The sequence below is a fragment of the Tianweitania sp. genome (assembly GCF_032053605.1).
Lineage (GTDB): Bacteria > Pseudomonadota > Alphaproteobacteria > Rhizobiales > Rhizobiaceae > Tianweitania.
In genome coordinates this window covers 381-19,882 of the sequence record NZ_DAMBUH010000015.1, presented here as the reverse complement: position 1 = coordinate 19,882, position 19,502 = coordinate 381, and the positions used below count along the sequence as shown (strand labels likewise).

The following is a 19,502-nucleotide window of genomic DNA, read 5'->3' as shown; positions in this document are numbered from 1 at the left end:
TCGCTCAGCCTGACGATCCCGCCACTCGCCACCATCTTCCTGACCCCCGAATAGTGAGCTTTCATGCCGCAGGCCAGCCGTCGCGTACTTCCAGGTTCTCCCACTCATCTCGGTGCGCGATGGGATGGTTTGGGCACCAATTTCGCCCTGTTCTCCGCCAATGCGATGAAGGTCGAGTTGTGCCTGTTCGACAGCAACGGCCGGCGCGAGATCGACCGTATCGCGCTGCCGGAATACACGCATGAAGTGTTCCACGGCTATTTCCCGGATGTGCGTCCGGGCCAGCTCTATGGCTACCGCGTGTACGGCCCCTACGCGCCGGAAGCCGGGCACCGCTTCAATCCCAACAAGCTGCTGATCGACCCTTACGCGCTCGAGCTGCGCGGCGAAATGCGCTGGCACGATGCGGCTTTCGGCTATCGCATGGGCAGCGCGCGGGGCGATCTGTCGTTCGACCGCCGCGATTCCGCGTCGATCATGCCGAAATGCGTCGTGGTCGATCCGGCCGTCACCTGGGGCAACGACATTCGCCCCAACGTGCCATGGCAGGACACGGTGATCTATGAAGCGCATGTGAAGGGCATGACGGCCCTGCGCTCCGAGCTTCCGCCGCAGCTGCGCGGCACCTTTGCCGGTCTCGCCGATCCCGATGTGGTCGACCATCTCGTCAAGCTCGGGGTCACCGCCGTCGAACTGATGCCGACGCAGTCCTTCTTCAACGACGGCCATCTCGTTGACCGTGGTTTGACGAACTATTGGGGCTACAACACGATCGGCTTCTTTGCGCCCGCCACGCGCTACATTTCGCCCGGCGCCGGCATTCATGAGTTCAAGGTCATGGTTCGCCGCCTGCATGAAGCCGGCATCGAGGTCATCCTCGACGTGGTTTACAACCATACGGCCGAAGGCAATCAGAACGGCCCAACGCTGTCGTTCCGCGGCATCGACAACGCCAGCTATTACGTACTGGCCGACGATCCGCGCTATTATTACGACACCACCGGCTGCGGCAACAACGTCAACCTGCGCCACGAGCGCGTGCTGCAGATGGTGATGGATTCGCTGCGCTACTGGGTGCAGGAATGCCATGTCGACGGCTTCCGCTTCGATCTCGCCTCCACGCTCGGCCGCGACCGCGACCAGTTCGATCCATCCGCCGTGTTCTTCGACGCGATCCGCCAGGACCCGGTTCTGTCGGCCGTGAAGATGATCGCCGAGCCGTGGGATACGGGTCCGGGTGGCTATCAGGTCGGCAATTATGCGCCGCTCTGGGCCGAATGGAACGACAAGTATCGCGACAATGTCCGCGCCTACTGGAAGGGCGACGACGGCATGGCGCCGGAACTCGCGTCCAACCTGCTCGGCGCATCCAACCTGTTCGAAAAGCGCGGCCGCAAGCCCTGGGCCTGCGTGTCCTTTGTCACCGCCCATGACGGCTTCACGCTGATGGACGTCGTGTCCTACAACGAGAAGCACAATGAGGCGAATGGCGAGGACAACAATGACGGCCACTCGCACAATTTGAGCTGGAACTGCGGCGTCGAAGGCGAGACCGACGACACGGCGGTGCTCGATCTGCGCGATCGCATGCGACGCAACCTCGTCGCCACCACCTTGCTGTCGCAGGGCACGCCGATGCTGCTGATGGGCGATGAAGTCGGTCGTACCCAGAACGGCAATAACAACACCTATTGCCAGGACAACGAGCTGAACTGGCTGCAGTGGGACGGCATCAGCGAGCGCGACGAAGCCTTCCGCACCTTCGTGTCTAACGTCATCCGCATCCGCCGCACGCGCTCTCTGCTCGGCCAGCGCAAGTTCCTGCATGGCGATACTGTCGACGATCAGGGCACGCAGGACGTGCATTGGCTGCGCCCGAGCGGCGAAGCCATGGAACAGGGCGATTGGGACAATGGCCTGACGCGCTCCATGGCGGTGCTTCTGGCCGGTGCGGAAGAGCGTCTCGCGATCCTCTTCAACGCCCATTACGAGCCGCTCGACTTCACCATTCCGGCCGGCTTCGAGGATGGCTGGATGGTGCTGATCGACAGCGCCACCGGCATCGCCTCGCCCAAGCGTGCGGCGAAGGTCAACGGTAACCAGTACCGCGTCGAAGGCCGCGCGCTGGTTCTCCTGGAGACCACCCTATGACGGCGGACACCGACACCCGCTGGGGGCCGGTCTGGCTGGATGATGGACGCGTTCAGTTTCGGGTGTGGGCACCCGGGTCTGAGCAGCTTTCGTTGCGCCTTGATGGCCTAGACACTTTGATGCAGCGCGACGAGCGCGGCTGGTTCACGCTGGAGCAATCCAGCGTGGCACCGGGAGCCGCCTATAGCTTCGTGTTTCCCGATGGCTTTGCGGTGCCTGACCCCGCTTCGCGCGCTCAGCAAGGCGATGTTCATGGCCCCTCGCTGTTGACCAATCCGACCGCCTACCAGTGGCAGAACGCCGACTGGAAGGGCCGCCCGTGGGAAGAAACCGTCTTTTACGAGCTGCATGTCGGCACCTTCACTGATGAAGGCACGTTCCGCGCGGCCATCGACAAGCTGCCGCATCTGGTTGAGCTCGGCATCACGGCAATCGAACTTCTGCCGGTGGCACAGTTCGGCGGCAACCGCGGCTGGGGCTATGACGGTGTGCTCCTTTACGCACCACATCGCGCTTACGGCACGCCCGACGACCTGAAGGCGCTGGTCGACGCCGCGCATGGCCATGGCTTGATGGTCATTCTCGACGCGGTCTACAATCATTTCGGCCCGGACGGGAACTACATCCCGAAGCTCGCGCCCGACTTCTTCCATCCCGAGCGCCACACCCCCTGGGGCGGCGCGATCGCCTATGAAAAGCCGGATGTCCGTTCCTACTTCCTGGACAATGCGATCTACTGGCTGGACGAGTTCCGCATCGACGGTCTGCGTCTCGATGCCGTGGATCAGGTTCAGGATCCAGATTCGGAGATCGAATTGTTGGTTGAACTCGCGCAGGTCATCCGCGAAAGATTCCCAGATCGCCACATCCACACGACCACCGAAGACAATCGCAACATCACGCTCCTGCATGAACGTGGGCCGGCTGGCGAGATCGTTCTGCATAGCGGCGAGTGGAACGACGACTTCCATAATGCCGCGCATGTCGTGGCGACGGATGAAACCGACGGCTATTACGAGGACTTCGCCGACGAGCCGTTGCAGAAGCTCGCTCGCACGTTGGCCGAAGGCTTCGCCTATCAGGGCGAGCCGGCACCGCATAACGACAACAAACCGCGCGGGCTACCCAGTACGCATCTGCCGCCGACGGCCTTCGTGGACTTCCTGCAAAACCACGATCAGGTGGGAAACCGCGCACTCGGCGAGCGTCTCGTATCGCTGACCGACGACAAGCTGCTGCGCGTGCTGGTCGCCGTGCATCTCCTGTCGCCGCATATCCCGTTGCTCTTCATGGGTGAGGAATGGGGTGAGACGAACCCGTTCTTCTTCTTCACCGATTTCCATGGCGAGTTGGCCGATGCCGTGCGCAATGGCCGCCGCCATGAATTCGCAAAGTTCGCGGCCTTCCGCGACGAGGAAAAACAGAAGCAGATCCCCGATCCGAACGCGGCGGACACGTTCACGCGATCCAAGATCGACTGGAGCAAGGCTGAGGGAAGCGAGTGGCTTTCTTTCTACAAGACGCTCCTCAAGCTGCGTCAGGACAGGATCGTGCCGCTTCTGGCAGAAGCCGGTGGCGAATCTGGCACGATCATCGGCGGCGATGCCGGCGTTCTGGTAGTCGATTGGGAGTTTGGTACCAAGCGCCTGTCGCTCCGCGCAAACCTCAGTGGTGAAACCGCAACGGTTCCGCCAGCGATCGGCGCGATCCTGTTCTCCGAACCGGAGACCAGCGGGAATGCGGATGCGGGAACACTGCCGCCGTACTCGATGTTCTACGCACTTGATGATCGCTGAGAATAGTTTCGCCTCATGAAAACAGACGCATTGGACGAATTGGCCCGGCACTACGGCGTCGGGCTGAGCCACACCGCGCCGGATGGTGAGGAACTCTTCATCGCCGATGACACCAAGCGCGCGATCCTGACCGCACTTGGCATCCCCTGCGAGGACGAGCCGCAGGTGGAAGCAAGCCTTGCGGCCGCCGGATCGATCAAGCCGCCGGTGATGCGCGCCGTTCCCGGCAGCACCTGCGCGCTACCCGACTGGTTGACGGACAAGCCCGCATGGGGCGTGTCGCTGATGCTTTATGAGCTGCGCTCGGCTCGCAACTGGGGTATCGGCGACTTCGCCGATCTCGCCGCCGTCAGCGAAACGGTGGCAAAAGCCGGTGCGGAGTTCGTCGGCGTCAATCCGCTGCACACGCAGTTTCTGTCCGATCCCGCGCGCTGCAGCCCATTTTCACCCTCGAACCGCCTGTTCCTGAACCCGCTTTACATCGCCGTGGATCAGGTGCCGGGCTTTGCCACCACCGATGCCGATCCCGCCGATCTCGAAGCGCTGCGTTCGCTCGACGCCGTTGATTATGCGGAAGTCGCCCGCATCAAGCTCGCCGCCTTGCGCCTGATCTGGGATCGCTGGCAGGACACTTGGCCGACCGAAGACGGCTACGCCAAGGACAGCTTCGATGCCTTCCGCCGCGAAGGTGGCGATCCCCTGCGCGGTCATGCTCTGTTTGAAGCGCTCTCGGCTTCCATGGTTGCCGGTGGTTATGGCGCAGGCTGGTCGAGCTGGCCGGGCTCGTTCCAGGACATCCGCTCGCAGGCCGTCGCGTCCTTTGAACAGGAAGAACATGACAGCGTGTCCTTCCATGTCTGGCTGCAATGGCTCGCCGATACACAGCTTGGGCAAGCCGCAAAGGCTGCCCGCGAAGCCGGCATGCGGATCGGCCTTTACCTTGATTTCGCCGTCGGCGAGTCGCCGGATGGCTCCGCGACGTGGAGCACGCTGGACCTCGTTCTGCCGGACATGACGATCGGCGCCCCGCCCGACTTCTTCACGGCCGACGGTCAGGAATGGGGTCTCGCGCCGCCCTCGCCCACCACCATGCGCCGCACCGATTTCGCGCAATACAAACAGACCATGCAGGCGCTCACACGGCATGCCGGTGCCTTGCGCATCGACCATGCCATGGCGCTGTGGCAGCTTTTTCTTGTGCCGAAGGGCGGCAAGCCGGCCGATGGCGCGTACCTGCATTATCCCATCGAGGACATGCTGCGGATCCTCACCGAGGTCTCGCAGGAAAACGGCACCGTCATTATCGGCGAAGATCTCGGCTACGTGCCGGAAGGCTTTCAGGACGTCATGCGCGACACGCGCATCCTGTCCTATCGCATCCTTTATTTCGAGAAGGACGAAGGCGGCTTCTTCGCGCCGAAGGATTATCCGCCGCTGGCCCTTGCCTGCCTCTCCACCCACGATCTGCCGACCCTGCGCGGCTGGTGGCGCGGTGATGATGTCGATCTGCGCCTTGAACATGGGTTGATCGACGAAGAGGCCGCCGAGGAACAGCGCGAAACACGCGCGGAAGAGCGCGCCAAGCTGATCGAAGGCATGTCGTGGTTCCGCGTGTTCGACGAGAAGGACCGCAAGGCCGCCGAAAAGGCCGCACGTGATGAGGCGTCGGAATTGCCCGAAACCATCATGGTCGCGACGCACCGCATGGTGGCGCGCACCCCGTCTCTGCTGGCCGGCGTTCGCCTTGCCGATCTCACCGGCGAGGAAAAGCCGACCAACCTGCCCGGCACCGTCGACAGCTATCCCAACTGGCGGCTGAAGAATTCGACTTCGATCGAAGACCTCGCCGACGCCCCATTCTTCCAATCCATTTGCGCGGTAATGCGCGCGGAGCGCCCGAAATCCTGATGCTGCCCACCAGTACCTATCGCTTACAATTCCGCGAAGGCTTCACCTTCGACAAGGCCGTCGCGATCCTCCCTTACCTGAAAAAACTCGGCATCAGCCATGTCTATGCCTCGCCGATCTTCTCGGCCGCTGCCGGCTCCACCCATGGCTATGACGTCACCGACCATAACGAGATCGATCCGGCCATCGGTGGCCGTGAAGGGTTCGAGCGCCTGAGTGCTGCCCTCAAAGACCAAGGCTTCGGCCTCATCCTCGACATCGTGCCCAACCACATGGCCGCATCGTTGGACAATCCGTGGTGGCGGAGCGTCATCGAACTCGGCCAGGACAGCCCCTATGCCCGGCACTTCGACATCGACTGGCGCGAGCGGCTGACGCTGCCGACCCTTGGCAAGCCCTTCGATGAGGCCGCAGCCGACGGTGAGATCACGCTGAAGATCGATGATGGCAAGCCGGTCCTTGCTTACTTCGACAACCTCTTCCCGCTCCATCCCGACACGATCGACGGCATCACGGAAGAGACGGTTGATAAGCTTTCCAGCGACCGCGCCTTCCTTGAAGCGCTGCATGCTCGCCAGCCCCACCAGCTGACCTTCTGGAAAACCGCGCGCAAGCATCTGAGCTACCGCCGCTTCTTCGAAGTCACCGGCCTCGTCGGTGTACGCGTCGAAGACCCGGCCATCTTCGATGATGTCCACCGCCTGATCCTCGAACTCGTCCGTTCCGGCAAAGTTGACGGCCTACGCGTCGACCATGTCGACGGCCTTGCCGATCCGAAAGCCTATCTCGACCAGCTCCGCGCCGCCATCGGTCCCGACACTTACCTCGTGGTCGAAAAGATCCTCAACGGTGAAGAAGTCCTTGCGCAGGACTGGCCGATCGAAGGCACCACCGGCTACGAATTCACCGCAGCCATCGCCGACCTGCTCACTGACGGTTCCAAGACCGCCGAACTCGACAAGGCCTATGCCAATCTCCTCGGCGCACCGGTCGATCTCGAAACCGAACGCCGCCGTGCCAAGCAAGTGATGGTCACGGAAAATTTCGAAACCGAGCTGAAGGGTCTGACGCGGCTGGCCATGGAGTCGATCGGCGATGCTCTCTCCGAAGACGCCATCCGCAATGCCATCGCCGCCATCGTCGTCGCCTTCCCCGTCTATCGAACCTACATCAACAATGAAGGTATCCGCGACGAAGATCGCCAACTGCTCGACCAAGTCGCAGCCGATGCGAAAGCCTCCGGCCAAGTCTCCGAAATGGCGGTCGATGCCGTCATGGATTGTCTGTTTGGCGCTGCCAAGTCGTCGGATCGTGCCGCGGAATTTACAGCTCGCTTCCAGCAATTGACTGGTCCGGTCACCGCAAAGTCGGTGGAAGACACCCTGTTCTACCGCTTCAACAAGCTGATCGCGCTCAACGAAGTCGGCTGCGATCCTGCTGAACCCGTCGGCTCCGTGGAGCGCTTCCACGAGAAGATGAAGGCGCGTGTTTCCGAGCAACCCCATGGCTTGCTTGGCACGTCCACGCACGACACCAAGCGCGGCGAAGATGCCCGCGCCCGTCTCTATGCCATCTCCGAAGCACCGGATGAGTGGGCGCAAGCCGTCACCCGCTGGCGCACCATGCATGCGGTTGCCGTGAAGCAGTTCGACGACGGCCCGGCTCCCGAGCCCGACACGGAATGGCTGCTTTATCAAGCGCTTGCCGGCATCTGGACTGGTGAAACCGATCCCGAAACGCTGACCTCTCTCAAGGAACGCTTTCTTCCCTACGTCGAAAAGGCGCTCCGCGAAGCCAAGCGCCGCACCGACTGGTCGGACACCAACGAAGCCTATGAGAGTGCGGTTAAAGCCTATGCCGAACGCCTCTTCGCGCCCGACAACCGCGCCTTCCACGACGACTTCGACGCTGTCCTCAAGCCCTTCATCGCCGCCGGCCGCATCAACGGTTTGACCCAGACGCTGATCAAACTGACGGCCCCCGGCATCCCCGACATCTATCAGGGCGCGGAAGGTGACGACCTTAGCCTCGTTGATCCCGACAACCGCCGCGCCATCGATTTTGATAAGCTGGCTCAGACGCTTAAGGCGGAAGCACACAGCTCTTGGAAAGACGCCTTCGTGTCCGGCACCGGCAAGCAACGCTTGATCGCAGCCGGTTTGGCGTTGCGGACAGCTCAGCCGGATCTGTTCGCGTCCGGCAGTTATCAACCGCTCGAGATCACCGGATCAAAGAGCGATCATGCAGCCGCTTATCTCCGCACGCATGGCGATGAGGCCGTCCTGGTGGTCGTTCCCCGTCTGCCACTTGCACTGAACGGCGAAGGTGCAGCGGACTGGGGCGATACGGCGGTTGTACTACCAACGGCGTTCGCCAATCGCAGCCTGACCAACCGTCTGACATCAGCCGAAACGAAAATCGGCGAGACGTTGCGCCTCGCCGATTTGCTGGGGGATAGCCCCGTCGCCTTGCTGACGACGGCTTAAGCGGACTTCGCCGTCTTCCTGGCTGCCGGCTTCTTGGCGGCAGCCGGGGCGCGCGACTTCTTGGTGTCCACGCCTGCAACCGCAGCGCTGGCGGCCGACGCGCCGGCATCGCTCTTGATCTCATTGTCGCTTGGCATGCCAGCATCGTCCATCATCGGCGTTGCTGAAGCATCTGACCCCAAGGGCTGATCCTCGGCGCTGACTTCGGCTTCGGCTTCGGCCCAGTGGCGGTCATGCCAGCCATGGCTTTCACCTTCCTTCTGCCACTTCTCATAGGCCCGCTGGCGGATACGGTCTTCCTTGTCGCTCATGGTTTGTCCCTTCCCATTCTCAACAGTTGCTTGGCTCTAACACGTAAATGGGCCGGCTCGATACGCAACCGGATCGCCGAAGACCACCTGCTGCATGCATGCCCTTTTCAAGCACATAGCGCAGGATCCGCCCTTCGTCGCGGGGCAGACAGCATCGCGTGCTCCACTTTGCTCGTATCACGAGAATTGTGATCGTGTTCGGTAGGCTCCTCCAGGCAGGGCGGCGCTTGTCGGGGAACCTCGCTGGCAAGCTGACGTTTGCAAGAACAAGGAGGACGCCATGACCCCGACACCGCCACAACCTTTTCCCGAGCCAGCACCCGGTCCGCATCCCGGCCCCAGTCCTATTCCGGACCCGGCACCGGATCCCTCTCCTGTTCCAGGCCCGCGCCCGACACCGATCTGAGGATGATATGAGCGATCCGAAGCGCCCCATTTCCGATCCCGAGCCGGGTCCCCTGCCGCCGGATCCGGAGCCGATCCCGCAAAAGGAACCACCATTACCGGAGGGAACACCCGATCCGGCGCCCGGCCCTGATCAAGCGCCGGCCGAATTCCCTGGCCGCGAACCGGAAAGCAACGAGCCGGTCGAAGCGATCTGACGATCAGGTTCGGTCCGGCTGCGTCTTGGAGTCGGACTCGAATTCTTTGACGATGCCCATGAAGCCGCGGAAGAAGCGTTCCATCCGGTCCAGCCCCTTGTCGAACTCTTCGTCCGCCGCGACATTCGCCCCCTTCTGCTGGCGTTCCAAGACAGCGATGCGCGCCTCCAACCGGTCGATCCGCGCCTGCAAACTATCTGCCTGATCCGTGCCGGCGACCGCTTCATCGGCAGCAATCCGGCAAACCAGCTGCGCATCACGCTCTTCGCAGATCGACATCGCGCCGGTCTGCGTGTTGAGCCTGACATAGCCCTGCTCGGTCTTTTCCAGCCGGAAGTTTTCGGCATCCTGCGCTTGTGCGGTGGCCCCGAGGCCAAGGAGAAGTGCGAAGCTCAGACAAGTCTTGTGCATGGAAGGGTCTCCTTCTCGATCGGACTTTGCTAACGGCTTTTTGCGCCGGAAATGCGTCACCCAGCTTTCGCTGGGGTTAGGCCCGGCCTATAGCAGCGCCATGACCATCTATAAGATCACACCCCGAGCGCTTTGGCAGCAGGCCGAAGCTGCTGGCCAGTTTACTGGGGCGCCGGTCGATGAGGCCGACGGCTTCATCCACTTTTCCACCGCCGCGCAGGTCAGGGAAACGGCTGCCAAGCACTTTGCCGGCCAAAACGATCTGCTGCTCGTCGCCATCGATGAAGACGCGCTGGGTGCGGACTTGCGCTACGAACCCTCGCGAGGCGGCGCGCTTTTCCCGCATCTTTACGCGCCGCTGCTGCTGTCTGCCGTGTTGTGGGTCAAGCCCCTGCCCGCCAACGAAGACGGAACCCACGCCTTCCCTGATCTGGACGCCTGATGATCGACCTGTTCGCGCTTGGCCGAAGCACCTTGTTCCGCCTCGATCCCGAAACCGCACACGGGCTTTCCATCGCCGGCCTAAAAACCGGCCTTGTCCCAGTCTGCACGGTTAATGACAGCCGCCTGAAGACCACGGTTGCCGGCCTGTCCTTTCCGAACCCACTCGGCATGGCCGCCGGCTTCGACAAGAATGCTGAAGTGCCGGATGCGCTTCTAAAGCTCGGCTATGGCTTTGCCGAAGTGGGTACGATCACACCCAAGCCGCAAAGCGGCAACCCAAAACCGCGCATCTTCCGGCTGGTGAAGGACGATGCGGTCATCAATCGGCTCGGCTTCAACAATGAGGGCCATGACGCAGCTTATGCCCGCCTCAGCCGTCGCGCGCGCAAGGGCATCCTCGGCGTCAATATCGGTGCCAACAAGGATAGCGCCGACCGCATGGGTGATTACCGGCTGGGCGTCGCGCGTTTCGCCGATCTCGCATCCTACATCACCGTCAACATCTCCTCGCCCAACACGCCCGGTTTGCGCGGTTTGCAGGACCCGGAAGCGCTGGCACAGTTGCTCGATGTGGTCTGCGAGGAACGCACGCGGCAAAATGCAAAGCCGCCGATCTTCCTGAAGATCGCGCCGGATCTGGACGATCTCGCGCTGGATGCCATCGCCGAAGCGGTACTAAAAAGCGGCATTGAGGGGCTGATCGTCTCCAACACCACGATCGCCCGCCCGCCTTTGGCCGATCATCAGAGCAAGGAGACCGGCGGTTTGTCCGGGCGTCCCTTGTTTGTGCCGTCCACCGTGATCCTGGCCAAGATGCGCCAGCGCGTCGGTCCTGCCATGGCGCTGATCGGCGTCGGCGGTGTCGAGTCTGTGGACACTGCGATCCAGAAGATCCGAGCCGGCGCCGATCTCGTTCAGGTCTATACCGGCATGATCTATGGCGGGCCGTCGCTGCCCGGCCGCATCCTTCGCGGCTTGTCTGAGCATGCAACCAAGCTTGGGCTGACGCAGCTTAGCGCGTTGCGGGACAGCGGCACCGAGGAATGGGCCAAGCGCACGGCTTGAAGCTTGGGCTGCAGCCGTTGCAGCCCTATCTCACCGCCGATGCGCCTGCCGATTATCCACCATCCCGATTACGACGCGAAGTTCGACCCGGCCCATCGCTTTCCGATGGGCAAATACAGCGCGCTCATGCGTGTGCTCGAAGCGCGTGGGCTGGTGGGCGGAGGTAATCTGCACCAGCCAGACCTGCTGCATCCCTCGCTGCTGAAGCTTGCTCATAGCCCAGCCTATATCGATCAGGTCGTAGCCTGCGCCGTACCGCCCGCGATCGAGCGCGACATCGGCTTTCCAGTCAGCGAACGCGTTTCGCGCCGCGCTCAACTCGCCACGGCCGGCACGCTGGTGGCAGCACGGATCGCATTGGAAAGCGGCATCGCCTGTAATGCGGCCGGCGGCAGTCATCATGCACGTCAAGCCCAGGGCGCGGGCTTCTGCACCCTCAACGATGTCGCGGTCGCCAGCCTCGCTCTGCTTGCCAGCCACGAGGTGCACCGCATCCTGATCGTTGATCTCGACGTGCATCAGGGCGACGGAACGGCGGACATTCTTGCCGGCGAGCGGCGTGCTTTCACCTTTTCCATGCATGGCGCGCGCAACTATCCCATGCAGAAGGCCGTGTCCGACCTCGATGTCCCGCTCGACGACGCGCTGGACGACGGCGCCTATCTCGACATCCTGGCTGAGTATCTTCCCGGTCTGCTCCACCAGCAGCCCGACCTCGTTTTCTATAATGCGGGCGTCGATCCGCATCGCGATGACCGGCTGGGGCGACTTTGCCTGACGGATGACGGCTTGCGGGCCCGCGATCGTTTCGTGATCGACACGGTACGTTCAGCCGGCATTCCGCTCTGCGGCGTGATCGGCGGCGGCTATTCGCGCGACGTGGAAGCGGTGGCTGCCCGCCACGCCATCCTGTTCGAAACGGCAGCCTACTTCGCCTAGCGGCGGTAATTCAGCAGGCGCAGAAGCAGAAACACCGGCACCACAATCGCAGCGCCCAGAAGCAGGTAGCTCGTGAAGCGGTCAAAGGTCGAGAAGGTGAAATCCCAGATCGCCCGGAACGTGTCGGCGAACCAGTAGAAGACGTCCCACGGGCTCCAGTCCAGGAAAGCCAGGACCATGCCCACCAGGAGCGACACGACGATCAGCTTGATCAAAACGCGAAAGGGGCTGTCACCCAGAAACCGCGTCACGCCGCCTGACATTGCCTGATCCACTCCATCATCGGACTTGGTCTTGGATAAGCCGCATACAAAGCCAGTCCGGCGGGATCAAGGCAGCACGCAGCTGATTGCGGGCAAGCCTGCCTCATGCTACCGCTATCGTTGTGCGGGTATGATGTAATGGTAGCTTGTCAGCTTCCCAAGCTGAACGCGCGGGTTCGATTCCCGCTACCCGCTCCAACTTCCTGAACAACTGGCTAAGCGCCCGATTTTGAATCGGACGGATGCGGATCGGCATTGCCGCCCATACCGAAGCCGCCTCCCATTCCGCCGCCACCCATACCACCACCTTCGCCGTCACCTCCACTCCCGCGCGATCCTTCACCGCCGCGCTCACCCTTGCCACGACCGCCGCCTGAACTCGATGGGCGCACAGGCCCTTGCGCGGGGATCTGCAAATCTGAAGGAATCGGCGCCAGATCGAGTGCATCGCGGATGAAGTCGCGCAGCGAGATGACCAGCTCGTGCGTATGGACGGTTCGGCCGGCAACCAGGTCGCGTACGGCGCGCTCGGCGAGGCGAACCTGCTCTTCCGTGCCGAGCAGGATGATGTCCGACAGCGTGGCCTCTACGGCATCGCGGATGCGGCGGGGGCGATCCCAGTCGGCATTCCCGTTTTCACCTGGTGTTGTTGCGACACCTTCCGAGTCGATGGCGGGGTCGATCGTTTCTGGAACACGCAGGTCGCGGCGATGGGCGGGGTTCACGCTCAGGTCGCCGGTAAACGAGCCGCCCAGCGTCTTGTAGGCTGCAATCAGCGTCCGCAGACGTTCGTTGATCTGCCGGTTGAAGCGTTCGCGGCGGCGCTGCACCGTGAACATCATCAGCAAGCGAATGCCCATGCTGATGAGCGTAAACAAAGCGAGGCCGATCAGCGTCATCAAGACGCTTTGCCAGGAGCTGAAATCGAAACTGCGCAAAGAGGGCCCTCGCTTGGTCGGCCCGAAGGAATCGGGCACCGTCTGTCTAACGCTTACCCGCGAGATCGTCGCCTGAAAGAAAAACCCCGGTACGATGACCGGGGTTTCTTGTTGGCCTTAATAGCCGATCCAGACGCGCTCGCGACGGCAGCGGCGTTCCCAGCGTCCGTGATGCCGAACGCGGCGGCAAACCTGACGCGACACCCTGCGGCGACGGCCACGACGGTCGTGACGACGACCATGCCCACGACGATCATGACGGCGAAGGTCGCGGTGATCGCGGACTTCCGTGACCTCGGGCGTCGAAGCGTCCAGGTCATCGAGGATGCCGCTCGGCTTTACAACAGCTGCGTCGGCTTCAGTTGGGCCAACGACCTTTGCAACCGCAACAGCGCCGGCAAGACCGAGCAAGCCAGTGAGGAAATGTCGTCTGTCCATGGGAACCTCCATTTCTGTGTTCTTTGGGAAGGCCGATCATAAGGGACCCTGATGACTAGTTCCTGAACGATCACCCAAAAATGCAGGTGGACGAATGTGGCACGCCTCACCGCGGCTTCGGCTCCAGGTTCAGATAGGTCGGGTCAAATTCGCCGATATCGGTCAACTTGCGCCAATCGTGGATCACCACCCGCGACCCATCCCACGATATGGCGTTCGTGGCGCGCAGAGTTTGCATGCTGCGGTTGAGGTGGACGGTCGAGAGGCCGAACATGTCGGCCAGGTCGAGCTGGGTGATGGCCAGATCGAACGACCAGTTCTTGGCTAGACCCACTTCGGACATGCGAAGGTAAAGCTCACAGGCCATATGCGCCAGCTTGGCCGGTGGAGGCAGACGTCCCACGACCGAGACAGCCGCACGTGTCAGCGCGGCGTCCGTCACGGTTGTCATCCACAACAGTCGTCCGAGATGCGGATGGGTTTCGCTTAGTCGGATGATCTCGCCATGCGGGATCCAGGCGACGATGCAGTTGCTTGCGGCCCGTACGCCATGATCCATCTTGGCTAGGAGCATGCCGTTCAGATCCAAGAAATCGCCGGCAATATGGACGGCGCTGATCATCCGCTTGCCGCTTCGCAGCAGATGCTCGCGAAAGGCGATGCCTTGCAACAGAACACAGCTCTGCGTCGGCCGGCTGCCTTGCCGGACAATGGGGGTCCGCACTGCGATGGTTTCCTGGCGATGGGTCATCCGTTCGAGCACGGATTTCTCTTCATCGGACAGGCTGTCTCGCCGCTGAAGATAGGTGATGAGTGGATGTGGCATTCTGTCCCCCTCAGAGCCGAATGCACACTGTAAGCCAGCGTTCCAAAATGAAAAGCTTGCCTCATCAAAGGAGCTGCGCGCGGCTTGGCTTGGCCCACGCGCAGCATGGGTGTGGTCAGGCGGCAGCCGGTGGCTGAGCCAACCGCCAACGGAGAATATCAACCAGAACAAACGCGACGACACTGACACCTAGAACGGGCAGCGCCCAGCCAAGGGCCACCACCGTCACCAGCATGATGGCTTTCCAGGCGATGTGCAGCCGAAGCCAGCTTTGCACGAGCGTATGCGGCAGAGCGCCAGGCTTGGGCCGGTGCCGCCACCAGATGCCGTAACCGTAGATCACCACGGCAACAAGGCTGATGCCGAGCACGGCAAGTGCCAACTGGTTCACGATGCCGAACAGGAGACCCATATGGGCCGCGATGCCCCATTGCACGAGCTTGGCGCTGATCGGGAACGTCACGAAGTCTGCACGGCTCGTTACCGCCATCGTGTCCGGATTGATCGCGACCGTGTCGACCTGCGTCGGCCACGCGCGATCATATTCCCGCACGACCCAGGCTGAACCGGGCTTCGGCACCTTGATTTCCAGCATGGGCGAGTCGATGCCGCCCGCCTTTGCGGCAGCCAGCACCTCATCCAGTCTGGCGGAAGGATCGTCAGGCGGCATCACCATCCCAGGCGTATGATGGTGAGCGTGGCCGCCCAACGCTGCCGCATTGTGTTCAGCATGCTCGCCGCCGGTGTCGCTCAGCGCGCCTTCAAGCGATGTGGAAACCGTTGGCGTGATCCAACCCATCGTGTTGCGCAGATCGTCGATCCGCGCTCCGGCCCATTGCGACCAGGTCAAACCGGTTGCAGACAGGAAAAGGAGGCCGAGCGACAGCACGACGCCGATGATGCCGTGTTTATGATGCAGTTGCAGGCTCTTGTTGGCCGGTTGCTGCCTGGCGAGCTTTCCGGTGGAGCGCCACAGCCACAACAGCACGCCGCCCAGCGTCAGGATCCACAGCCAGGACGCGGCAAGCTCGCTATAGGCACGGCCGAGATCGCCGAGCATGATGCTGCGATGCAGGTAATCGAGTGTGGTGCGGAACGGCAGGATGCCGCTGGTTCCGTAAGCGATCAGATTGCCCTTGATGTCGAGGGTCACCGGATCGACGAAGATCGCCCGGCTTTCGGAAGCGCCAAGTGCTGGATCCGAAAACATCACCCGCGTGGTCATGCCGGGTCCGGTTGTAGGGCGCACGGCCGACAAGGTTGGCGCGTCGCCGATATAGGTCCGCGCGGCCTGCACCTGCGCTGCCAGAGGCTGCGGCTCGCCGGTCGAGGTTGTCGTCAGCTGCTCGCGATAAAGCCAGGACTCGATCTGCGGGGTCAGGGCATAGAGCGTGCCGGTAACAGCCGCGACGATCAGGAAGGGACCAACGAACAGGCCGACATAGAAGTGAAAGCGCGAGATGAACGCCTTAAAACTCGAACCGTGTTGCGGAACCGCATGCGGCGCCACGCCGGTTGCATGGCCGGTGGTGTGAGACGAAGCGAGGCTCATGGCTGCGCTCCGTTGTGGAAGAATGGGCTGCATAGGCCTGCCTGGTTGAACGCTTGCAGGCACACGGCCTCGCACAGCGCCCGCACAATGAAGTGGGACATGGATGGTCTCCGGATGAACGATCAAGAATGGGGAACGTCAGGCGGATAAAGACGGCGGGCCCGTGGGAAACGGCGGCGCGCCGGAGAAACGGAGAACGAGGCGTTCGCCGGGATTGCCGATGAAATCGATGTCGACCGCATTGGTCCAGGCATAGATCCCCGCATCTGCGGGGATCGGTGCCAGCACGGCCACCCCGACACCGCAAAGCGTGCCGCAGGGACAAGCATGATCGAGCGGCGAAGGCGGCTCGCCGTCGTGATGCGATACAATCGTGGTTGTGCTTGTTCCGTGACAGATAACGGTGGTGCGCTCGCTGCTGACCAGCACGTTGGAAGCGCATAGAAAGGCAGAAAGCAGCACCTGCACGAGGACGAACGCCGCCGTCAGCGCAGCAGCCATGCCGCCCGCCCAACGATCATCCAGAAGCTGCCTCATCCCTCGCATATCCTGTGATCGCAGATGGCGCGCGGTTTGTCATTGTCCGGGCGCAACCAATTTGCGCAGTTACTCGATCGTTTGCATTGAAAGGCAAGCCGCACCAGATGAACGGAACCTGACCCAGGCATTCAGCTTCGGCTTAGATGCTGTTGGGTAGAAGGAACCAAAGCGCAGCCAGTTGGTTTGCGGCCAATACGAAAGAGGTACCTATGAATAAGAAGATCTTGGGTGCGGCTGCCTTGGTTGTGGCCGCGGGTCTCCCCGGCATCGCATCGGCGGCTTCCACGGCCATCGCGACCACGAACGTCAATCTGCGCGCGGGTCCGTCCACCGAGTATCCCGCCGTCAACATCGTTCAGGCCGGCTACAGCGTGCGCGTTTACGGCTGCCTCAGCAATCGCTCCTGGTGCGACGTGTCTTATGGCCCGCAGCGCGGCTGGATGTCGTCCAATTATCTCGCTTACGTCCAGAACGGCCGCCGTTACACCGGCGAACGCGTCGTCGGCTATATCGGCGCACCGACCATCGGCTTCTCTGTAGGCAGCTACTGGGATGACCATTATCGCGGCCGCTCCTTCTATCGCGACCGCGACCGTTGGGATCGCCGGGGCGGATGGGACCGTCCGCGCCCGCCGCGCGATGATTGGCGCGATCGCCGGGACCGCCGGGAAGATTGGGAAGACCGCCGCGAGCGTCGTGGTGACTGGGAAGACCGTCGTGACGATCGCGACCGTCGCGCCGGCTGGGATGAGCGCCGGGATCGCGGCGAAGACCGTGGCCGCGACGAGCGCCGGGATGATCGTGGCCCTGGCCCCGACCGTCGCCCCGAGCCGCGCGATGAACGTGTCGATCGCGGTGAAGATCGTCGTCCCGATGGTGGCGGAGAACGCGTGATCCGCAGATATGAGCAGGATCGCTTCAAGCAGTAAGCAAAAAAGGCGGGACTTCGGTACCGCCTTTTTCTTTGCCCGAGGCTTCCTCTAAGAAGCCGCGCAGACTGTCGACCGCGTCAGGAAGCGCTTTTCCCGGCCATTGTCCAACGAGAACATGCCGCCGCGGCCGGGCACCACGTCTATGATGAGGTCGCTGTTCTTCCACACTTCGTAGTTTGCCGCTCCGATATAGAACGGCGTGCCGTCGATCTCGCCCAGAAGCACATCATGGTCGCCGATCAGGAACTCGCTCCGCGCATAACACATCGGCGAAGATCCATCGCAGCAGCCGCCGGACTGGTGAAATAGCACCGGGCCATGATCGGCGATGATCTCGGCCAACAGCTGTCTTGCAGCGGGCGCGGCCGAAACCTTGTTGAGCGAGGTGGGTGCCGGCATCGATCTCCTTCCAAGAACAGGCGACGCCGGAAAGACGTCGCCCATGCGCGTATCGCTCAGAAGAAGCCGAGCTTCTTCGGGCTGTAAGACACCAGCATGTTCTTGGTTTGCTGGTAGTGATCGAGCATCATCTTGTGCGTTTCGCGCCCAATGCCGGACTGCTTGTAGCCGCCGAAGGCCGCATGGGCGGGATAGGCATGATAGCAGTTGGTCCACACACGACCCGCATGAATGGCGCGGCCGAATCGGTAAGCGCGCGTGCCGTCGCGGGTCCAGATGCCGGCGCCAAGACCGTACAGCGTGTCATTGGCGATCGACAGTGCTTCCTCGTCATCCTTGAAGGTCGTGACCGACACCACCGGCCCGAAGATTTCCTCCTGGAACACGCGCATCTTGTTGTGACCTTTGAAGACCGTCGGCTTGACGTAATAACCGCCGGCCAGATCGCCTTCGAGATTGGCGCGCTCGCCACCCGTCAGCACTTCCGCCCCTTCCTGGCGGCCGATGTCGAAATAGCCGAGGATCTTGTCGAGCTGCTCTTGGGAGGCCTGCGCGCCAAGCATGGTGGCGGGATCGAGCGGGTCGCCCTGCACGATGGCATCGACGCGCTTCAGGGCCTTTTCGATGAACTTGTCGTAGATCTTCTCATGCACGAGCGCGCGGCTCGGGCAGGTGCAGACCTCGCCCTGGTTCAGCGCAAACATCACAAAGCCTTCGATCGCCTTGTCGAGGAAGTCGTCGTCATCGGCTGCGGTGTCTTCAAAGAAGATGTTGGGCGACTTGCCGCCGAGTTCCAGCGTCACCGGAATGAGGTTCTGGCTGGCATATTGCATGATCAGCCGGCCGGTCGAGGTTTCGCCGGTAAAGGCAATTTTGGCGATACGGTTCGACGACGCTAGCGGCTTGCCGGCCTCAAGGCCGAAACCGTTGACGATGTTGAGCACGCCGGCCGGCAGAAGATCGCCGATCAGGTCGGCCCAAAGCATGATGGTCGCCGGCGTTTGTTCGGCCGGCTTCAGCACCACGCAGTTGCCGGCGGCAAGGGCGGGCGCCAGCTTCCAGCAGGCCATCAGCAGCGGGAAGTTCCAGGGAATGATCTGGCCGACAACGCCGAGCGGCTCATGGAAGTGGTAGGCAACCGTGTCGTGGTCGATCTCGGAAATGCCGCCTTCCTGCGACCTTAGTACGCCGGCAAAGTAACGGAAATGATCGATCGCCAGCGGCACGTCGGCGGCCGTCGTTTCACGGATCGGCTTGCCGTTGTCCCAGGTCTCGGCCAGCGCCAGCAGGTCGAGATTTTCTTCCATACGGTCGGCGATCTTGAGCAGCGCGCTGGCGCGTTCCTGCGGGCTGGTGCGGCCCCAGGCATCCTTTGCCTTGTGGGCGGCATCGAGCGCGGCTTCCACGTCGGCGGCTTCGGAGCGCGCGACTTCGCCGAGCGGACGGCCTGTCACCGGCGAGATGTTTTCGAAGTAACGACCGGATTTCGGCGCGACCCATT

20 protein-coding genes and 1 tRNA gene are annotated in these 19,502 nt (G+C 62.3%); 11 read left to right on the top strand and 10 right to left on the bottom strand.

Annotated elements, in window-relative coordinates; genetic code table 11:
- The 5 genes from RTX98_RS05750 to treY form a co-directional block, all read left to right on the top strand.
- Positions 1-54, top strand: a 54-nt coding sequence (locus RTX98_RS05750) for a hypothetical protein (RefSeq protein ID WP_312795247.1), incomplete at its 5' end; no start/stop codon positions are given.
- Between the two features lie 9 nt (positions 55-63).
- Positions 64-2,151 carry a glycogen debranching protein GlgX gene (gene glgX, locus RTX98_RS05745; RefSeq protein ID WP_312795213.1) on the top strand — a complete coding sequence of 696 codons (2,088 nt, stop codon included), beginning with the start codon at positions 64-66 and terminating at the stop codon, positions 2,149-2,151.
- The gene (gene treZ / locus RTX98_RS05740) at positions 2,148-3,947 is read left to right on the top strand and encodes a malto-oligosyltrehalose trehalohydrolase (RefSeq protein WP_312795212.1); all 1,800 of its coding nucleotides are present in this window, start codon (positions 2,148-2,150) and stop codon (positions 3,945-3,947) included. Before glgX ends, treZ begins: the two co-directional genes overlap by 4 nt.
- 15 nt (positions 3,948-3,962) lie before the next feature.
- On the top strand, positions 3,963-5,855 hold the full coding sequence (malQ, locus tag RTX98_RS05735; RefSeq protein ID WP_312795211.1) for a 4-alpha-glucanotransferase: 1,893 nt from the start codon (positions 3,963-3,965) through the stop codon (positions 5,853-5,855).
- Positions 5,852-8,341 carry a malto-oligosyltrehalose synthase gene (gene treY, locus RTX98_RS05730; protein WP_312795246.1) on the top strand — a complete coding sequence of 830 codons (2,490 nt, stop codon included), beginning with the start codon at positions 5,852-5,854 and terminating at the stop codon, positions 8,339-8,341. The genes malQ and treY overlap by 4 nt, the downstream gene beginning before the upstream one ends.
- Here treY and RTX98_RS05725 read toward each other — a convergent pair.
- Entirely contained in the window at positions 8,338-8,652 is a 315-nt protein-coding gene (locus tag RTX98_RS05725) for a DUF2934 domain-containing protein (protein ID WP_189503734.1), read from the bottom strand. The two genes, treY and RTX98_RS05725, sit on opposite strands and share 4 nt — an antisense overlap.
- A 413-nt stretch (positions 8,653-9,065) precedes the next feature.
- Between RTX98_RS05725 and RTX98_RS05720 the strand changes: the two genes are divergently transcribed.
- Positions 9,066-9,254 carry a hypothetical protein gene (locus RTX98_RS05720; protein ID WP_312795210.1) on the top strand — a complete coding sequence of 63 codons (189 nt, stop codon included), beginning with the start codon at positions 9,066-9,068 and terminating at the stop codon, positions 9,252-9,254.
- A gap of 3 nt (positions 9,255-9,257) precedes the next feature.
- On the opposite strand, the gene RTX98_RS05715 is transcribed toward RTX98_RS05720, so the two are convergent.
- Positions 9,258-9,665 (bottom strand): hypothetical protein, encoded by a 408-nt coding sequence (locus tag RTX98_RS05715; protein WP_312795208.1) that lies wholly within the window; start codon positions 9,663-9,665, stop codon positions 9,258-9,260.
- 100 nt (positions 9,666-9,765) lie between these two features.
- On the opposite strand from RTX98_RS05715, the gene RTX98_RS05710 reads away from it, so the two are divergent.
- Genes RTX98_RS05710 through RTX98_RS05700 form a run of 3 tightly spaced genes read left to right on the top strand, consistent with a single transcriptional unit; the run spans position 9,766 to position 12,113 of the window.
- Complete coding sequence (locus RTX98_RS05710) at positions 9,766-10,107, top strand: DUF952 domain-containing protein (protein ID WP_312795207.1); 342 nt, start codon at positions 9,766-9,768, stop codon at positions 10,105-10,107.
- Complete coding sequence (locus RTX98_RS05705; RefSeq protein ID WP_312795206.1) at positions 10,107-11,174, top strand: quinone-dependent dihydroorotate dehydrogenase; 1,068 nt, start codon at positions 10,107-10,109, stop codon at positions 11,172-11,174. The genes RTX98_RS05710 and RTX98_RS05705 overlap by 1 nt, the downstream gene beginning before the upstream one ends.
- A 39-nt stretch (positions 11,175-11,213) precedes the next feature.
- On the top strand, positions 11,214-12,113 hold the full coding sequence (locus RTX98_RS05700) for a histone deacetylase (protein WP_312795204.1): 900 nt from the start codon (positions 11,214-11,216) through the stop codon (positions 12,111-12,113).
- On the opposite strand, the gene RTX98_RS05695 is transcribed toward RTX98_RS05700, so the two are convergent.
- A complete protein-coding gene (locus RTX98_RS05695; protein WP_312795203.1) occupies positions 12,110-12,376 on the bottom strand; it encodes a DUF6460 domain-containing protein in 267 nt (88 codons plus the stop codon). The two genes, RTX98_RS05700 and RTX98_RS05695, sit on opposite strands and share 4 nt — an antisense overlap.
- A 124-nt stretch (positions 12,377-12,500) precedes the next feature.
- On the opposite strand from RTX98_RS05695, the gene RTX98_RS05690 reads away from it, so the two are divergent.
- A tRNA-Gly gene (locus RTX98_RS05690) sits at positions 12,501-12,574 on the top strand.
- Between the two features lie 17 nt (positions 12,575-12,591).
- Here the strand turns inward: RTX98_RS05690 and RTX98_RS05685 are convergent.
- The 5 genes from RTX98_RS05685 to RTX98_RS05665 all read right to left on the bottom strand — a co-directional run bounded on the left by RTX98_RS05685 (position 12,592) and on the right by RTX98_RS05665 (position 16,667).
- Complete coding sequence (locus RTX98_RS05685) at positions 12,592-13,275, bottom strand: hypothetical protein (protein WP_312795244.1); 684 nt, start codon at positions 13,273-13,275, stop codon at positions 12,592-12,594.
- A 156-nt stretch (positions 13,276-13,431) separates the two neighbouring features.
- The gene (locus RTX98_RS05680) at positions 13,432-13,752 is read right to left on the bottom strand and encodes a protamine-2 (modular protein) (protein WP_312795202.1); all 321 of its coding nucleotides are present in this window, start codon (positions 13,750-13,752) and stop codon (positions 13,432-13,434) included.
- A 106-nt stretch (positions 13,753-13,858) separates the two neighbouring features.
- On the bottom strand, positions 13,859-14,578 hold the full coding sequence (locus tag RTX98_RS05675; protein ID WP_312795200.1) for a Crp/Fnr family transcriptional regulator: 720 nt from the start codon (positions 14,576-14,578) through the stop codon (positions 13,859-13,861).
- Between the two features lie 115 nt (positions 14,579-14,693).
- A complete protein-coding gene (locus RTX98_RS05670; protein WP_312795199.1) occupies positions 14,694-16,130 on the bottom strand; it encodes a PepSY-associated TM helix domain-containing protein in 1,437 nt (478 codons plus the stop codon).
- A gap of 138 nt (positions 16,131-16,268) precedes the next feature.
- A complete protein-coding gene (locus tag RTX98_RS05665) occupies positions 16,269-16,667 on the bottom strand; it encodes a hypothetical protein (protein ID WP_312795198.1) in 399 nt (132 codons plus the stop codon).
- Positions 16,668-16,879: 212 nt separating this feature from the next.
- Between RTX98_RS05665 and RTX98_RS05660 the strand changes: the two genes are divergently transcribed.
- A complete protein-coding gene (locus tag RTX98_RS05660) occupies positions 16,880-17,599 on the top strand; it encodes an SH3 domain-containing protein (protein ID WP_189503758.1) in 720 nt (239 codons plus the stop codon).
- Positions 17,600-17,650: 51 nt separating this feature from the next.
- Here RTX98_RS05660 and RTX98_RS05655 read toward each other — a convergent pair whose 3' ends face one another.
- Both RTX98_RS05655 and adh read right to left on the bottom strand, forming a co-directional pair.
- Positions 17,651-18,001: a DUF779 domain-containing protein gene (locus RTX98_RS05655; RefSeq protein WP_312795197.1), complete on the bottom strand. Its 351-nt coding sequence runs from the start codon at positions 17,999-18,001 to the stop codon at positions 17,651-17,653.
- A 56-nt stretch (positions 18,002-18,057) separates the two neighbouring features.
- Positions 18,058-19,502, bottom strand: a 1,445-nt coding sequence (gene adh, locus RTX98_RS05650) for an aldehyde dehydrogenase (protein ID WP_312795196.1), incomplete at its 5' end; no start/stop codon positions are given.

Bases quoted from the DNA above. Each gene is read 5' to 3' on its own strand.
- RTX98_RS05670 (WP_312795199.1), bottom strand. From the start codon at position 16,130: ATGAGCCTCGCTTCGTCTCACACCACCGGCCATGCAACCGGCGTGGCG.
- RTX98_RS05710 (WP_312795207.1), top strand. From the start codon at position 9,766: ATGACCATCTATAAGATCACACCCCGAGCGCTTTGGCAGCAGGCCGAA.
- RTX98_RS05680 (WP_312795202.1), bottom strand. From the start codon at position 13,752: ATGGACAGACGACATTTCCTCACTGGCTTGCTCGGTCTTGCCGGCGCT.
- RTX98_RS05720 (WP_312795210.1), top strand. From the start codon at position 9,066: ATGAGCGATCCGAAGCGCCCCATTTCCGATCCCGAGCCGGGTCCCCTG.
- RTX98_RS05660 (WP_189503758.1), top strand. From the start codon at position 16,880: ATGAATAAGAAGATCTTGGGTGCGGCTGCCTTGGTTGTGGCCGCGGGT.
- RTX98_RS05655 (WP_312795197.1), bottom strand. From the start codon at position 18,001: ATGCCGGCACCCACCTCGCTCAACAAGGTTTCGGCCGCGCCCGCTGCA.
- RTX98_RS05725 (WP_189503734.1), bottom strand. From the start codon at position 8,652: ATGAGCGACAAGGAAGACCGTATCCGCCAGCGGGCCTATGAGAAGTGG.
- treZ (WP_312795212.1), top strand. From the start codon at position 2,148: ATGACGGCGGACACCGACACCCGCTGGGGGCCGGTCTGGCTGGATGAT.
- glgX (WP_312795213.1), top strand. From the start codon at position 64: ATGCCGCAGGCCAGCCGTCGCGTACTTCCAGGTTCTCCCACTCATCTC.
- RTX98_RS05665 (WP_312795198.1), bottom strand. From the start codon at position 16,667: ATGAGGCAGCTTCTGGATGATCGTTGGGCGGGCGGCATGGCTGCTGCG.
- RTX98_RS05715 (WP_312795208.1), bottom strand. From the start codon at position 9,665: ATGCACAAGACTTGTCTGAGCTTCGCACTTCTCCTTGGCCTCGGGGCC.
- malQ (WP_312795211.1), top strand. From the start codon at position 3,963: ATGAAAACAGACGCATTGGACGAATTGGCCCGGCACTACGGCGTCGGG.
- RTX98_RS05675 (WP_312795200.1), bottom strand. From the start codon at position 14,578: ATGCCACATCCACTCATCACCTATCTTCAGCGGCGAGACAGCCTGTCC.
- RTX98_RS05695 (WP_312795203.1), bottom strand. From the start codon at position 12,376: ATGTCAGGCGGCGTGACGCGGTTTCTGGGTGACAGCCCCTTTCGCGTT.
- RTX98_RS05705 (WP_312795206.1), top strand. From the start codon at position 10,107: ATGATCGACCTGTTCGCGCTTGGCCGAAGCACCTTGTTCCGCCTCGAT.
- RTX98_RS05700 (WP_312795204.1), top strand. From the start codon at position 11,214: ATGCGCCTGCCGATTATCCACCATCCCGATTACGACGCGAAGTTCGAC.
- RTX98_RS05685 (WP_312795244.1), bottom strand. From the start codon at position 13,275: ATGACGCTGATCGGCCTCGCTTTGTTTACGCTCATCAGCATGGGCATT.